The organism is Alloyangia pacifica (assembly GCF_900116195.1).
GTDB lineage: Bacteria > Pseudomonadota > Alphaproteobacteria > Rhodobacterales > Rhodobacteraceae > Salipiger > Salipiger pacificus.
The window spans coordinates 84,234-99,159 of record NZ_FOZW01000007.1 but is presented as its reverse complement, the minus strand read 5'-3'; the positions used below and the strand labels follow the sequence as shown (position 1 = coordinate 99,159).

The window sequence follows — 14,926 nt, the reverse complement described above, 5'->3', positions numbered from 1 at the left end:
ATACCGAAATTATGACCCTGACCGTCGATCCGTCCGAAGTCGCCAAGTTCGAAGCCATGGCGGCAGAATGGTGGGACCCGAACGGAAAGTTCAAGCCGCTGCACATGATGAACCCGGTGCGTCTCGATTATATCACGACGCAGGTGGCCGGCGAGTTCGATCGCGATCTTTCGCAGCCGCGGCCCTTCGAGGGGCTGCGCATCCTCGACATCGGCTGCGGCGGCGGGCTGCTCTGCGAGCCTATGGCGCGGCTCGGGGCCGAGATCGTCGGCGTCGATGCCGCAGAGCGCAACATCCCCGTGGCACAGACCCACGCCGAGCAGTCGGGGCTGGAGATCGACTACCGCTTCTCCACCGCCGAGGCGCTGGCCGAAGCGGGCGAACAGTTCGACGTGGTGCTGAACATGGAGGTGGTCGAGCATGTCGCCGACCCGCAGGCCTACCTGAATGCCTGCCACGACCTGCTGAGACCCGGCGGGCTGCACCTGTGCTCGACGATCAACCGCAACGCCAAGAGCTTCGCCATGGCCATCGTCGGCGCCGAATGGGTGATGCGCTGGCTGCCCAAGGGCACCCATGACTGGGCGAAGTTCATCACCCCGGACGAGCTTTACGAGCTGATGCGCAAGGCGGGTCTCGAGCCGGTGGACCGCAAGGGCTACGTGTTCAACCCGGTGAGCTGGCGCTGGTCGATCTCGGACCGCGACCTGTCGGTGAACTACGTGACCGCGGCGCTGAAGCCCAAGGGCTGAACGCAGCAGCAGACCCTGATCAAGGGAGAAGCGCCTGCCCGGGTCCCGGGCAGGCGCTTCGCTTTTGGAGCGTCGGTTACTCCGCCGGACGCTGCGCGTGGGCGGCAAGCTCGGCCTCGGCCTCGGGATCGATGTGCAGATCGTCGATCACCACGCCCGCCGTCGGATCGCGGTAGACGTCCATGTCGATCTGCCCCTCGGTCTTGGCGACGATGGCGGTCACCACCGCGTCGCCGGTGATGTTCACCGCGGTGCGGATCATGTCCATCAGACGGTCCACCCCGAGGATCAGCGCGATGCCCTCGATCGGCAGGCCGACCTGCCCCAGCACCATGGTCAGCATCACCATGCCCACACCGGGTACGCCCGCAGTGCCGATCGAAGCCAGCACCGCCATGCCGATCACCGTCAGGTAGCCGCCGACGCCGAGGTCGATGCCGTAGACATTGGCCAGAAACACGGTGGCCACGCCCTGCATGATCGCCGTGCCGTCCATGTTGATCGTCGCGCCGAAAGGCACGGTGAAGGACGCCACCGAGTTGGTCACCCCCATGCGCTCGGTCACCGCGCGCAGCGTGACCGGTATCGTCGCGTTGGACGAGGCGGTGGAGAAGGCGAAGATCTGCGCCGGGCGGATCTTCTTCATGAAGATGAAGGGATCGAGGCCGGAGAAGACCTTGAGATAGAACATCAGCGTCACGAAGAGATGCAGCAGCAGCGCCCCGACCAGCACCAGAACGTAGGTCATCACGGGCAGGAACAGCCCGATGCCCTGTTCGGTGAAGGTCTTGGCGATCAGGCAGAAGACACCGTAAGGCGCAAAGGCCATGACGATCTCGACGACCTTCATCATCAGCTCGTTCATGTACTCGCAGGCATCGACGAACTTGGTCGACCGCTCACCGAGCATCAGCGCCGCGACGCCGAGGATGATCGTGTAGAAGATGATCTGCAGCATCTCGCCCGCGGCGAAGGAAGCCACGGGGTTGCGCGGCACGATGGCGGCAAAGGTCTCCCAGACCGTCGGGGCCTCCTTGCCGGTGACGCCCGAGGTGTCGACCCCCTCGATGGTGAAACCGTCGCCCGGCGCGACGATCAGCGCGATCAGGATCGCCACGGCGATCGCCGTGGCGGTGGTCAGCAGGTAGAGCGCGAAGGAGCGCCCGCCGACCCGCCCGAGGATGCGGATGTCGCCGATTCCGGCGACGCCGCAGATCAGCGAGAAGAAGACCAGCGGCACGACCAGCATCTGCAGCGCGTTGACGAACATGCGCCCGACCATGCCGAAGAGGCCGCCGACGATGTTGCTGTTGATCCAGCCGATCTGCAGCATGTTCAGGATCACGCCGAGGACGAAGCCCGCCCCCATGCCGATCATCACCTTGGTGGTCAAAGAGAGTTTCGTGCTTGTGGCGCTCATTCCGCCCTCCTGTTGTTGCTGACCTACACTTTCGGATAGGCGACACCGGAGGCGAATTTCTTTGTGACAGGCAAACCGAAAAGGTGAACGGACACCACCGAGTCACCTAAAGATTGCATAGATTTTCGGCAAAATTCCAGAAAATTGGTGACGCTTGGTCATCCGCCCGCGCAGGCGGCGGGCAAAACCGGGCTCAGTCCGCTTCGAGTTTGAGCCGCAATTCGCGCAGCACGGGCAGCGCCGCGCGCACCTTGTCGACGCCCAGATCCTTGACCATTTCCGAGATCACCGGAGCCATCGCGGCCAGCGCCGCCTCGCGCGCGCGCTTTCCGGCCGGGCTGATCGCCACCATCTTGCGCCGCGCGTCGTCCCAGTCGGGCCGGATATGCACGTAGCCGGCGATCTCCAGCTTGGTGAGCGTGTTGGTCATCGCGCCGCGGGTGACGTGGAAACTGCGCGCCAGCTGCGCCGGGCTGCGCTCGTTCTGCACCCGCGCAAGGTGGTTGAGCACGGAGAAATGCGAGATTTCCATGCGGTCGGGCAGCACCCGGGTCAGGCGGTTGCGCAAGAGCTGGTCGGCGGTGAGCAGCTCGCTGAACAGCGAGATCGCCAGCGCGTCGGCGGGGGAGCTCATGCCGGTCCCTCGAACTGGCGGTCATGGCTCAGCACGGGGATCTGCGCGCGCGCCTTGTCGGACTGCGCGAGGTCGATCTCGGCATAGACGATGCCCGGCTCCGTGCCGCCGTCGGCGACGACCTCGCCCCAGGGCGAGACCACCAGAGAATGGCCGTGCGTCCGGCGCGGCTTGCCCTCGGAGATCTTGTGATCCCCGCATTGCGCCGGGGCGAGCACCCACGATCCCGTCTCGATGGCACGGGCGCGCAGCAGCGGCTCCCAGTGGCCCGGCCCGGTGGCGGGCGAGAAGGCCGCCGGCACGGTCAGGATCTGCGCCCCGGCATGGGCCAGCGCCCGGTGCAGATAGGCAAAGCGCACGTCGTAGCAGATCGTCATGCCGAGCGTGCCGAAGGGCGTTTCCACCGCCACCGCCCGGTCACCCGGGGCAAAGCCGTCAGATTCGCGGTAGGTCTCGGTCTCGGTCACCTGCACGTCGAACATGTGGATCTTGTCATAGCGCGCGGCGATCTCGCCCTCGGGCGTGATCAGGAAGCTGCGGTTGGCAAAGCGCGTCTCGGGCGGTTCGGACGTCACGCCCAGAGAGCCGATCAGCAGCCAGACGCCAAGCGCCTTCGCCTCGGCACGCAGACCGGCGAGCGTCTGATCCTCGCTCTCGGGTTGCAGCACCGCCTTCTGGTGGCTGCGGCTCGACGAGACGCAATTGGTCACTTCCGGCGTCAGGATAAAGCCCGCGCCCTGCCCGGCCGCCTCGCGCATCATGGCGCGGACGGTCTCGAGATTCTCCGCCGGATCGTCCGACGAGCTGATCTGCAGCAGCGCGGCCTTCATCATGCGTCTCCGTCAGCCGGCCAGCAGCGGGTCGAGCTTGCCGTCGCGCTCCATGGCATAGAGCTCGTCACAGCCGCCCACGTGGAACTCGCCCACGAAGATCTGCGGCACGGTGCGGCCGCCGTTGGCGCGCTGGGTCATCTCGGCGCGGCGCTCGGGCGCGGCGGCGACGTTGATTTCGGTGAATTCGGCGCCCTTCTGGGTCAGCAACCGCTTGGCCGCGACGCAGAAGCCGCAGGTGGGCGTGGTGTAGATCTCGATCGGTTTCATGCAGGGGTCCCTTTCCGGCGGGCTGGCAGCCCATCTTTCAGGGATTTAGGTATCCTTTGCAACGCGCGCCAGTACCGAGACCACCACCTGTGCCGCACCTGCCGCTTTGCAGGCCCGCGACGCTGCGGAAAGCGTCGCCCCGGAGGTCATCACATCGTCGACGAGGATCACCCGGCGTCCGCGCACCACGCCGGCCGCCCGCAGGTCCGGCACGATCGCCCCGTCCAGCACGGCGAAGCGCTCGTCGCGGTTCCTGCCGTCGAGAGAGGGCGTGGCGCGGACCCGGCGCAGCGCGTCGGGGACATGGCGCAGCCCCAGCTCGCGCGCCAGTCCCGCGCCCAGCAGCGCCGACTGGTTGTAGCGGCGGCGCAGGTGGCGGTGCAGGTGCAGCGGCACCGGCACCACCAGCGCCTCGTCGGTGAGCCCGCGCAGGCTCCGCGCCATCCAGCGCGCCGCGGGCCGGGCGATATCGGTCCGGTCGCCATGTTTCAGCATCAGTACCAGCTTTCGCCCGTTGCCCCTGTACAGCAGAGCGGCGCGCCCCTGCGCCCAGGGCCGCACCAGCGCGCGGCATTCATCGCAATGCTCGGCCTGCTCGGACCGGCCCGGCAGCGGCGCGGCGCAGAGATCGCAGCTCAGCCCGCCGGTGAAGGTCGTGTCGCGCCAGCACGACCCGCAGAGGCCGTGATCGCTCTCGACCAGGCCGCCGCAGATCAGGCAGCGCGGCGGGTAGACAAGCCGCAGCGCCCCGCGCAACAAGGTTTGCAACCGCTCCTGCCGCATCTTATCTAGCCCCCATGTCCAGCCCCGTTCCGAGCCAGGCCCCGCATCTCATCGACCGCTCCGCGCTCGCCCGCAATCGCGCCCGCGCCCGCCGCGCGCCCGAGCTGGCGCGCGCCCTGTTCCTGCACGAGGCGGCACGGGACGAGGCGCAGGATCGCCTGAGAATGGTTAACAGGGAGTTCAAATCCCCGGCCATCGTCACCCCCTTCCCCGAAATCTGGCAGGATGCCTTCCCCGGCGCGAAGGTCATCACGGACGACGAGGTGCTCGACCTCGAGGTCGGCGCGCATGATCTGGTGATCCACGCGCTGGCGCTGCACTGGGCGAACGACCCGGTGGGCCAGCTGATCCAGTGCCGTCGTGCCCTCGTCGCGGACGGGCTCTGCCTGACCATCGCCTTCGGCGGCGACACCCTGTCCGAGCTGCGCGCCGCTATGGGACAGGCCGAGATCGAAGTGACCGGCGGGCTCTCGCCCCGCGTGCTGCCGATGGGTGAGATCCGCGACCTCGGCGCGCTGCTGCAACGGGCCGGACTGGCGCTGCCGGTGGCCGATTCGCTGCCGCTGGATGTCAGCTACGAGACCGCGCTGCACCTGATGCGCGATCTGCGTGCCATGGGCGAGGCCAACGCCCTGTCCGCCCGGCTTCGGGCTCCCACCCGCCGCGCCGTGCTGCTGCGCACCGCCGAGATCTACGCGCAGAGCTACGCGCGCCCCGGCGGAAGGCTGAAGGCCACCTTCGAGCTGGTCACCCTGACCGGCTGGGCCCCCGACGAGAGCCAGCAGAAACCGCTGCGTCCGGGGAGTGCGGCGCATCGTCTCGCCGAGGCACTGGGCGCCAAGGAAACGCCGCTCAAGGATTGAATCATTCTAAATTCGCGTTAACTAGCGCCAGACTTTGAGGGAACAGAACGCATGAACGACATGACCACCGGCCCGATCCGTCCCGCCCAGGCCCCCGCCGACCACCCGGCGCTCCCACGCGAAAAAGTCGGTATCCTGCTCGCCAACCTCGGCACGCCCGATCACTACAGCTACTGGCCGATGCGCCGCTACCTGTCCGAATTCCTCTCGGACCAGCGCGTCATCGACTACCCGAAATGGAAATGGCAGCCGCTGCTGCAGCTGATCATCCTCAGCAAGCGGCCCTTCTCCTCGGGCGCAAACTACAAGTCGATCTGGAACGAGGAGCTCAACGAGAGCCCCCTGATGACCATCACCAAGGCGCAGACCGCGGCCATCGCCGAGTCCATGAAGGCGCGCTACGGCGATCGGGTCATGGTCGATTTCTGCATGCGCTACGGCAACCCCTCGACCAAGTCCAAGGTCAAGGCGATGACCGAGGCCGGTTGCCGCAAGATCCTGTTCTTCCCGCTCTACCCGCAATACGCCGGGGCGACCTCGGCCACCGCCAACGACGCCTTCTTCAAGGCGCTGATGGACGAACCGTGGCAACCCACCGCCCGCGTCGTCGATCCCTATTTCGAGAGCCCGGCCTATATCGAGGCGCTGGCGCAATCGGTCGAGCGCGCCTATGCCGCCAAGGCGCAGAAGCCCGAGATGCTGGTGGTCTCCTACCACGGCATGCCAAAGCGCTACCTGATGCAGGGCGACCCCTACCATTGCCAGTGCCAGAAATCGACGCGGCTGCTGCGCGAGCGGCTCGGCTGGGACAAGACCGAGATTCGCACCACCTTCCAGTCGGTCTTCGGCCCCGAGGAATGGCTCAAGCCTTACACCGTCGAAGAGGTCGCCCGGATCGCCAAGGACGAGGGCAAGAAGCGCATCGCGGTGATCGCGCCGGCCTTCTCGGCCGACTGCATCGAGACGCTCGAGGAGATCAACGAGGAGATTCGCGAGAGCTTCGAGCACGCGGGCGGTGAGGAGTTCACCTACATTCCCTGTCTCAACGACGACCCCGCGCATATCGCGGCGCTGAGCAAGGTGATCGAGGAAAACCTGCAGGGCTGGATTGACTGATCCGGCCTTAGCTCACCGGAAAGACAACAAAAAAAGGCGGTGCCGAGGCACCGCCTTTTCCGTACAGGCTGGCCTGTAAGATCAGTCTGCCGACGCAGCTGCAGCAACCACGGCGATCAGCAGCAGCGGGATCAGGATGCCGGCCGAGGAGGACGATGCCTGGGTTTCTTCGACGACGACGACGGGCTCCATGACCACATCATCTTTCGCGTAGGAACCGGCCATTGCCGAAGTTGCGGAAGCAGCGAATGCGGCGGCGAGTGCGAGTTTTTTCATAGTTTTCTCCAGATAAAAGCCTGCCGCGGCTTGGAAAACCTGTCCACGGCAAGCACCAAGACTTACCTCGTGCCATTTTTCTAAGCAGTATTCCGCCGAGATTGCAAACCCAAGTTATGCTTGGTTTTTCTGATCCCACTGACGTGTCGTCAAATCAGCAACACCTGAGTTCCCACCTGCGCCATCTCGTAGAGCGCTTCGATATGCTCGTTATAGAGCCCGATGCAGCCGTTCGAAGAGCGCCGTCCGATCTTGCGCGTGTCGTGGGTGCCGTGGATGCGGTAGTAGGTCCAGCTCAGGTGCAGCGCCCGGGTGCCGAGGGGGTTGTCCGGTCCCGGCGGCACGTAATCGGGCCACTCCGGGTTGCGTTCCTTCATCGAGGGAGTCGGACGCCAGTCGGGATGCGGATCCTTCAGCACCACCTGCGTGCGGCCCTTGCGGGTCAGGTCGTCGGTCAGCGGCACCGACGACGGATAGAGGTGGTAGCGACCGTTCTGCTCCCAGAAGTGCAGCGCGCGCGACGAGATGTCGACCAGCACCGCACCCTTGTCCAGGTTGCTGAAGTAGGGTTGCCAGTCGAGCGTCCGGAAGCTGGAGATATTGTGCCGGATCACCTTAGAGATATCGTTCTCCATCTCGACCGTGCCAGCGCCATTGTAGCTCTGCGCCAGAGCCGGTGTCGCCGCCGCGCTGGCGAGCGCTGCCGATCCTGCGAGGAAGGCGCGACGGGAGTAGGGGGATTTTGCCATGGCAGAAGTGTCCTTTGGAGCCACGAAAAACGAAATGCCAGTAGTTAGGCCCACTAGTAGGCCAAGTATAAGGCTCTGTGGCGTACGCACGAAAGCCGGTAAGAGTTCCCTGACCATATTGCGTGAGCGCCGCAGTCGCAAATCAAACACCGGTGTGCACGGCCAATCACATGCATGTGGGTTTGATCGCGCAGGCTCGGCGGGCTATGTGTGTCCCGCAATAGTGAACCAGCGCTACGCGAAGGCCAGCCAAACATGAACAGACGTACGTTTCTCCTGCTTTCCTCCGGCCTCCTCGCGGCGGCGTGTGCCCCCTCGGTGAGCCCGCCGCAGATCGGCCCGGACGGAAAGCCGCTGCCTCGCGTTTACCGCATTAACGACGGCGACAGCGGCAAGATCGAATATTCGATGCTCGATTCGGTCAACGCGCTGCGCCAGGCGCGCGGCGTGCAGGGCGTTTCGCTCGATAGCAAGCTCAACGCCGCCGCCGCCACCCATTCGCGCGACATGTCGGTGCAGAACCGCCCCTGGCACTTCGGCTCCGACGGCTCCTCGCCGATCGACCGGGTGCAGCGCGTCGGCTACAGCGGCCGCCTGCTCGGCGAAAACATCTCCGAGACCTACGAATCCGAGCTCGAGACCCTCGCTGCCTGGATGGAAGACGCACCGACCCGTGACGTGATCCTCGACCCGAGCGCCCGCCAGATGGGCTTTGCCTGGTTCCAGGAGCCGGGTGGTAAGATCTGGTGGACGCTGGTCATGGGCGCGCCCGACCTCGCGCCGACGCCGGGCTCGCAGACCGCCGGTTTCTGAACCGACCTATCCGATCCGCATGAAAAGGCCGCCCCTCGGGGCGGTCTTTTTGCTTCCGGCGCAGCAGATCGCGCGGCGCATAGAGCGGTCCGCCCAAGTAAAAGGCCGCCCCTGGGGACGGCCTGTCGGTGGTCATCGTGTCAAAGCCCGCGCGGGGCGTGATCAGGGCATGATCAGGATCGGCGTGGGCCTGTCGGTGCGAATCATCGCGTAGATGTCCTCCATCTCGCGATCGGTCACCGCGATGCAGCCCCAGGTCCAGTCCCAGACCCCGTTCTGATAGGCGGCAGGACGGCCATGGATGAAGATGTCCCCGCCCGGGCTTTTGCCGAGATAGCGCGCCTCGGCGCGGTCGGCGGCGTTGGGGTAATCGATCCCGAGGCTCAGGTGGAACCGCGAGTTCGGGTTGCGCCGGTCGATCATGTAGAGACCCTCGGGCGTCTTGCCGTCACCCTCGATCTTCTTGTCGCCGGTCGGGCTGAAGCCGAGTCCGACGTCATAGACCTTCATGATCTGATCGTGGTGCAACAGGTACATCTTGCGCGCCTGCTTGTGCACCACGACATGGGTAACCGACGGCCCGCTGTAGGACCTGAATTTCATGCTCGGCTGTTCCCGCCCACCGCCGCAGGCGGCAAGCAGCAACACTGCTGCCAGCACGAGCACGTGCCTGCCAATAAACATCTTGCCTGTCTCACTCGTTCTTATTTTGCCACAGTTATACAGCACACTGCGGCATCGCGATAGGAGGAGTTGGCAGGAAGTCGTCGGAATCTCGGCACTATTGCCTTTTGAATCCTGCAACGAGCTCGATGTGGGTCGACCAGCGGAACTGGTCCACCACCCGCAGCCCGTCCAGCACGTAGCCGGCCCTGAGCAGCGCCGCCGCATCGCGGGCAAAGGTCACCGGGTTGCACGAAACAAAGGCGATGCGCGGGATTTTCGTCTCGCAGAGCTGCGCCACCTGCGCCTCGGCCCCGGCCCGGGGCGGGTCGATCACCGCGGCATCGAAACGCGCCAGATCCTCGGGCAGCAGCGGATTGCGGAAGAGGTCGCGCGCCTCGGTCGTCACGTGGCGCAGACCCTGCGCGTGACGCCAGCCGTGATCCAGCGCCTGGGTCATCGCCTTGTCGCCTTCGACCGCATGCACCCGCGCCTTCTCGGCAATCGGCAGGGCGAAGGTGCCGCAGCCGGCAAAGAGATCGACCACGTGGGCAGCACCGTCGATATATTCCAGCACATCGGCCAGCAGCGCCGCCTCGCCCTGCGGCGTCGCCTGCAGGAAGGCACCCGGCGGCGGCGAGACCTCGGCCCGGCCCAGCTTCTGCATCGGCGGGCGGCGGGTCAGCACCACGTCCTCGCCCCAGGCGATGCGCGCGCAGTCATGCTGCCGTGCCAGCTCGGAGAGCTGCTGCTGCATCTGCGCATCGGCTTCCTTGCCGCCCCTGGCGACCACGTCGAGCCCGCCGTGGCTGGTGGTGACCATCACCGACAGCTCGGCCTTGCGGCTTGCGCCGAGCACCGCCAGCGCCTCGACCAGCGGCAGCGCTGCGGCCAGTTTCGGGTCTATCACGCGGCAATCGGGCACTTCGACGATCACATCGGAGCGCTTGCGGTGAAAGCCGACCTGCGCGCCCTTCTTGGTGCGCTTGGCCGAGAAGCCGGCGCGGCGGCGGGTCTGCTCGGGCGAGGTGGCAATCTCGCGGAACGCGGTCTCGATGCCGTGGGCGGCGAGCGCGTGGCGCACCACCGATTGCTTCCACTCGGCGACGAAATCGGGGCGGGCGTGCTGCAGCTGGCAGCCGCCGCAGGTCTTCGCGTGCCGGCAGGGCGCGCTGACCCGCATCTCCGAGGGCCTGAGGATGCGCGGCGCGTCCATGGTGCCGCCGGTGATCTCGCCCTCGACAAGCTCGCCGGGCAGAGTGCCGGGCACGAAGACGGGACCGGCGGCGATGCCGTCCCCCTGGTGCCCGAGACGTTCGATTGTGACCTGTTCCATGCGCCGCCTCATGCCCCCAACCGGGTCTCCGCGCAAGCCTGATCCGCCGGACGCACGGCCCCGCGCAGCCTCTATTCCGCCGCTTCCTGCGGGTCGATCACGCCGCCGCTCTGGCGGTTCCAGTAGCGCGCGTAGAGCCCGTTCCGCGCCAAGAGCGCGTCGTGGCTGCCCTGCTCGACGATGCGCCCCTGATCAAGCACCACGATGCGGTCCATGCTGGCGATGGTCGACAGCCGGTGCGCGATCGCGAGAACCGTCTTGCCCTCCATCACCCGCTCGAGCGCGCGCTGGATCGAGGCCTCGACCTCGGAGTCGAGTGCCGAGGTGGCCTCGTCCATCACCAGGATCGGCGCGTCCTTGAGGATCGCCCGGGCCAGCGCAATGCGCTGCCGCTGCCCGCCCGAGAGCTTCACACCGCGCTCGCCGAGGTGCGCGTCATAGCCGGTGCGCCCCATGTGGTCGCGCAGGTGCAGGATGAACTCATGCGCCTCGGCCTTCTCGGCTGCGGCGATCACCTCTTCCATCGTGGCATCGGGGCGGCCATAGCGGATGTTGTCCAGCGCCGAGCGGTTGAACATGGCGGTCTCCTGCGTGACCATGCCGATCTGCCGCCGCAGGCTCTCCTGCGTGACGCCCGCGATGTTCTGCCCGTCGATGAAGATGCCGCCCTTTTCCGTGTCGTAGAGCCGCAGCAGCAGCGCCACGAGGGTGGACTTCCCGGCCCCCGAGGCGCCGACGATGCCGACCTTCTCGGCTGGCGCGATGTCCAGCGCGATATGCTCGACGCCGCCCTCTTCGCGGCCATAGGCAAAGCCCGCGTCGCGGAACTCGATGCGCCCCTGCGGCACCGCCAGAGCCGGGGCGTCCGGCGCGTCGAGCAGCGTGTGGTCGGGGGTGATCGTGCGGATGCCGTCCTCGATCTCGCCGATATTGGCGTAGATGCCCATCAGCGTGAAACTGACCCAGCCGGTCATCTGGCTGAGTCGGATGGCGACGGCGCCGGTGGCGGCGATGTCGCCCGCGGTGACGTAGCCCTGCGACCAGAAGGCCAGCGCGCCGCCGATCAGCAGCACCGGCAGCGTGCCCGCCAGCGCCATCAGCCAGAAGCGGAAGGCCGAGGCGATGTAACCAAAGGCGATGAACCGCTCGCGGTAGGTCGACATGGCGTCGAGCGCGGCGCGGTCCTCGAACTCGTCATGGGCAAAGAGCTTCACGGTCTTGATGTTGGTCACCGTGTCGACCAGCTGCCCGGTAACCATCGCGCGCGCGGCGGCCCGCGCCTTCGAGCGGGTGCGGATGCGCGGCATGAAGTGGCGCAGCAGCAGGCCGTAGACGACGATCCAGCCGATCAGCGCCAGCCCGATGCGCCAGTCGATCGAGCCGACCAGCCAGACCGAGCCGATCACCGACGCGAGCGCGAAGAGCACCGCCTGGATGACCTCGGAGATCACGTCGTTCAGCGCCCGCGCGGTCTGCATCTCCTTCTGCGAGATGCGCCCGGCGAAATCATTGTCGAAGAAGGTCACCGAATGGCCCAGCGTGTAACGGTGCACCCGGCTGAGGATCAGGTTGAACACGTTGGGCTGCATGACGACCGACTGCACGTAGGCCGAGAGCCCGGCGATCCCCGGCCGCAGCAGGATGAAGAAGGCGGCGCAGAGCAGCAGGAACAGCCAGTGATCGGCAAAGACCGTGCTGGCGGGGCTGCTCAGGGTCTTGTCGATCACGTCGCCCAGCAGCTTTGCCGACATCACCTCGAAGACCCCGCCCAGCGCCGAGAGGATCCCCGCCGGGATCAGCACCGGCCAGGCGCCGCGCAGCGCCCAGAGCACGAAGCGGCCCAGCGTCTGCGGCGGCGGTGTATGGGCGCGGGAAAACGGGTCTATCATGTCGGAAAGGCTCATGCCTCGCCCTCTCGGTCTTGGGTCAGTTCATGCGGTGTCCTGCGCTTGGCTGTCGGCGTCGGGGTCGAGGAACCCGCCGGACTGGCGCGCCCAGAATCCTGCATATAGGCCAGCTTGGGCCAAAAGCGCGTCATGTGCACCCTCTTCGACGATGTGCCCGCCGTCCATCACCAGAATGCGATCCATGGCGGCGATGGTCGACAGCCGGTGCGCGATGGCGATCACCGTCTTGCCCTCCATCATGCCGTAGAGCGTGTCCTGGATCGCCGCCTCGACCTCGCTGTCGAGCGCCGAGGTGGCCTCGTCGAGAATGAGGATCGGCGCATCCTTGAGGATCACCCGCGCCAGCGCGATGCGCTGCCGCTGGCCGCCCGAGAGTTTCACGCCGCGCTCGCCCACATGGGCGTCATAGCCGCGCCGCCCCAGCCCGTCTTCCAGCGTCAGGATGAACTCATGCGCCTGCGCCTGTTTCGCGGCCTCGATCATCTGTCCCTCGCTGGCCTCGGGGCGACCGTAGAGCAGGTTCTCGCGCACCGAGCGGTGCATCAGCGCGCTGTCCTGCTGCACCATGCCGATCTGCCGCCGCAGGCTGTCCTGCGTCACCCGGGTGATGTCCTGCCCGTCGATCTCGATCCGGCCCGTTTCGGGGTCGTAGAACCGCAGAAGCAGCTTCACGAGGGTCGATTTCCCGGTCCCCGAGCGGCCCACGAGGCCGATCTTCTCGCCCGGCCTGATGGTCAGCGTCACCCGGTCGAGCCCGCCCCAGCCGCGCCCGTAGTGGTGCGAGAGATCCGAGACGGCAATCTCCCCCGCGGTCACCTGCAAAGGTTTCGCATCCGGCGCATCGACCAATTCGATCGGCTGGGCGATGGTCTCCATCCCTTCGGCCACCACGCCGAGCTGGCGGAAGAAGGTGGTCAGCGCCCACATGATCCAGCCGGTCATCGCGTTGAGCCTCAGCGTCAATGCCGTTGCCGCCGCCACCGCGCCGGTGCTGGCCTGCCCCTGCATCCACAGGGCAATGGCCCAGCCGACGACCCCCACGATGAGCAGCCCGTTGAGGATCATCAGCCCGAGATCCATCAACGTGTAGATCCGCATCTCGGCCTGGAAGGTCTGCCGCGCCTCCTCGATCGCCTCCTTGGCGTAGTCGAGCTCCTGCCGGTCGTGGGCGAACATCTTCACCGAGTGGATGTTGGTATAGGCATCCACCACCCGCCCGGTGACGAAGCTGCGCGCATCCGAGGCAGCCTTGGACGCCGCGCCGACGCGGGTGACCGTCCATTTCATCAGCGCGCCGTAGAGCGCCAGCCAGAGCAGCATCGGGATCACCAGCCGCACATCGGCATCCCCGAGCAGCACCAGCGCCCCCACGAGATAGGAGATCGAGAAGGTGATCGCGTCGAAGACCTGGAACACCGCCTCGCCCGCCGCCGGGGGTGTCTGCATGATGCGGTTGGCGATGCGCCCGGCGAAATCATTCTCGAACCAGCCGATCGACTGGCGCAGAACCTGTTTATGCGCGCGCCAGCGCACCAGCGTGCCGAAGTTGGGCATGATCGCATTGTTCAGCAGCAGCACGTCGAGCGCCTGGAACAGCGGTCGCAGCAACAGGATGAACAGCGCGAGCCCGATCAGCTGCCAGCCATGAGCCTCCCAGACCTGCGCCGGCTCGCCGCCGAGGATGTCGACGACCCAGCCCATGGCCCAGATCAGCCCGATCTCGATGCTGGCGACCACGACCGAGAGCAGCGCCGTCCAGACGAAGACCCGGCGGAACGGCCGGGAATAGTCCAGCATGAAGGGCAGCAGCTTGGTCGGGGGCCGGTCCGTCTGCGGATAGTCCACATAAGGATCGACCATGCTCTCGAAACGGCGAAACATGGGTCAGGTCCTGAAAAGATGACGCTAGGTCTAGGTCAGGCCTTACAGGAACACCATGACGGAAAAACTTGCCAGCGCGAGCGCCATCACCCGCGTGAACCAGCGCCAGGCCGCCGGGGTCGCCAGAAGGTAGGTCAGCAGCGCGCCCGCCGAGGTCCAGAAGAGGCAGCAAAAGAGGTTCAGACCCGAAAAGGCCGAGCCCAGCCGCAGCGCCTCACCCCAGGGGCCCATCATCGACGGGTAGGCCGAGGCCGCCGCCAGCGCCACCGCCCAGACCTTGGGGTTCACCCATTGGAAGAGCGCGCCCTCGATCAGCGTCATGGGGCGCTCTGCCTCGGCCTTCTTGCGGCGCTCGGAATTCCACAGACCCCAGGCCATGTAGAGCATCCAGGCGCTGGCCGCGACGCGCAGCGCGAACTCGAGCCGGGGCATCTGCTGCAGCAGCGCCGCGATGCCGAGCCCGGTGAGCCCGGCGGTGATGCCGACGCCGATCACCACGCCGAAGAGATGCGGCAAGGTGCGTTTCACGCCGAAACGCGCGCCCGAGGCCGTGAGGAGGATGACATTGGGACCCGGCGAGAAGAGCCCGAAGAAGACAAAGGCGTAGAGCGGGTCGAGAGTCATGTAGTGCGC

At 66.4% G+C, this 14,926-nt stretch carries 16 protein-coding genes; 4 read left to right on the top strand and 12 right to left on the bottom strand.

The genetic code is table 11. The annotated features are described in order from the left end of the window. The first annotated feature begins 11 nt into the window (after positions 1–11). The gene (gene ubiG / locus BM397_RS15635) at positions 12–752 is read left to right on the top strand and encodes a bifunctional 2-polyprenyl-6-hydroxyphenol methylase/3-demethylubiquinol 3-O-methyltransferase UbiG (RefSeq protein ID WP_092425735.1); all 741 of its coding nucleotides are present in this window, start codon (positions 12–14) and stop codon (positions 750–752) included. Positions 753–828: 76 nt separating this feature from the next. Here the strand turns inward: ubiG and BM397_RS15630 are convergent, their stop codons facing one another. From BM397_RS15630 to BM397_RS15610, 5 genes are all read right to left on the bottom strand, one after another. Further along, positions 829–2,172 (bottom strand): dicarboxylate/amino acid:cation symporter, encoded by a 1,344-nt coding sequence (locus BM397_RS15630; RefSeq protein ID WP_092425732.1) that lies wholly within the window; start codon positions 2,170–2,172, stop codon positions 829–831. 193 nt (positions 2,173–2,365) lie between these two features. Further along, positions 2,366–2,806 (bottom strand): MarR family winged helix-turn-helix transcriptional regulator, encoded by a 441-nt coding sequence (locus BM397_RS15625; protein WP_092425730.1) that lies wholly within the window; start codon positions 2,804–2,806, stop codon positions 2,366–2,368. Continuing rightward, a complete protein-coding gene (locus tag BM397_RS15620) occupies positions 2,803–3,636 on the bottom strand; it encodes a carbon-nitrogen hydrolase family protein (RefSeq protein WP_092426205.1) in 834 nt (277 codons plus the stop codon). The genes BM397_RS15625 and BM397_RS15620 overlap by 4 nt, the downstream gene beginning before the upstream one ends. 12 nt (positions 3,637–3,648) lie before the next feature. After that, positions 3,649–3,906, bottom strand: coding sequence for a glutaredoxin 3 (grxC, locus tag BM397_RS15615; protein WP_092425728.1), 258 nt, complete (start codon positions 3,904–3,906; stop codon positions 3,649–3,651). Between the two features lie 45 nt (positions 3,907–3,951). Continuing rightward, positions 3,952–4,689 (bottom strand): ComF family protein, encoded by a 738-nt coding sequence (locus BM397_RS15610; protein WP_092425726.1) that lies wholly within the window; start codon positions 4,687–4,689, stop codon positions 3,952–3,954. Positions 4,690–4,703: 14 nt separating this feature from the next. Between BM397_RS15610 and BM397_RS15605 the strand changes: the two genes are divergently transcribed. Beyond that, positions 4,704–5,552, top strand: coding sequence for a methyltransferase domain-containing protein (locus BM397_RS15605; protein WP_092425723.1), 849 nt, complete (start codon positions 4,704–4,706; stop codon positions 5,550–5,552). 51 nt (positions 5,553–5,603) lie between these two features. Further along, complete coding sequence (hemH, locus tag BM397_RS15600; protein WP_092425721.1) at positions 5,604–6,668, top strand: ferrochelatase; 1,065 nt, start codon at positions 5,604–5,606, stop codon at positions 6,666–6,668. A gap of 81 nt (positions 6,669–6,749) precedes the next feature. On the opposite strand, the gene BM397_RS15595 is transcribed toward hemH, so the two are convergent. Both BM397_RS15595 and BM397_RS15590 read right to left on the bottom strand, forming a co-directional pair. Continuing rightward, positions 6,750–6,944, bottom strand: a complete 195-nt coding sequence (locus BM397_RS15595) for a ferrochelatase (protein ID WP_092425718.1) — start codon at positions 6,942–6,944, stop codon at positions 6,750–6,752. Between the two features lie 149 nt (positions 6,945–7,093). Continuing rightward, positions 7,094–7,693 (bottom strand): L,D-transpeptidase, encoded by a 600-nt coding sequence (locus BM397_RS15590; RefSeq protein WP_092425716.1) that lies wholly within the window; start codon positions 7,691–7,693, stop codon positions 7,094–7,096. A gap of 255 nt (positions 7,694–7,948) precedes the next feature. Here BM397_RS15590 and dalA point away from each other — a divergent pair, with 255 nt between their 5' ends. Further along, a complete protein-coding gene (gene dalA / locus BM397_RS15585) occupies positions 7,949–8,506 on the top strand; it encodes a divisome-associated lipoprotein DalA (protein ID WP_092425714.1) in 558 nt (185 codons plus the stop codon). Positions 8,507–8,668: 162 nt separating this feature from the next. On the opposite strand, the gene BM397_RS15580 is transcribed toward dalA, so the two are convergent. From BM397_RS15580 to BM397_RS15560, 5 genes are all read right to left on the bottom strand, one after another. Next, positions 8,669–9,190, bottom strand: a complete 522-nt coding sequence (locus BM397_RS15580; protein WP_176806691.1) for a L,D-transpeptidase family protein — start codon at positions 9,188–9,190, stop codon at positions 8,669–8,671. A 97-nt stretch (positions 9,191–9,287) separates the two neighbouring features. Then, complete coding sequence (locus tag BM397_RS15575; RefSeq protein ID WP_092425711.1) at positions 9,288–10,505, bottom strand: class I SAM-dependent RNA methyltransferase; 1,218 nt, start codon at positions 10,503–10,505, stop codon at positions 9,288–9,290. Between the two features lie 71 nt (positions 10,506–10,576). Continuing rightward, the gene (locus tag BM397_RS15570; protein WP_092425709.1) at positions 10,577–12,409 is read right to left on the bottom strand and encodes an ABC transporter ATP-binding protein; all 1,833 of its coding nucleotides are present in this window, start codon (positions 12,407–12,409) and stop codon (positions 10,577–10,579) included. A gap of 27 nt (positions 12,410–12,436) precedes the next feature. Further along, complete coding sequence (locus tag BM397_RS15565; RefSeq protein ID WP_092425707.1) at positions 12,437–14,293, bottom strand: ABC transporter ATP-binding protein; 1,857 nt, start codon at positions 14,291–14,293, stop codon at positions 12,437–12,439. A gap of 42 nt (positions 14,294–14,335) precedes the next feature. After that, on the bottom strand, positions 14,336–14,917 hold the full coding sequence (locus BM397_RS15560) for a LysE family translocator (protein WP_092425706.1): 582 nt from the start codon (positions 14,915–14,917) through the stop codon (positions 14,336–14,338). Positions 14,918–14,926 lie beyond the last annotated feature (9 nt).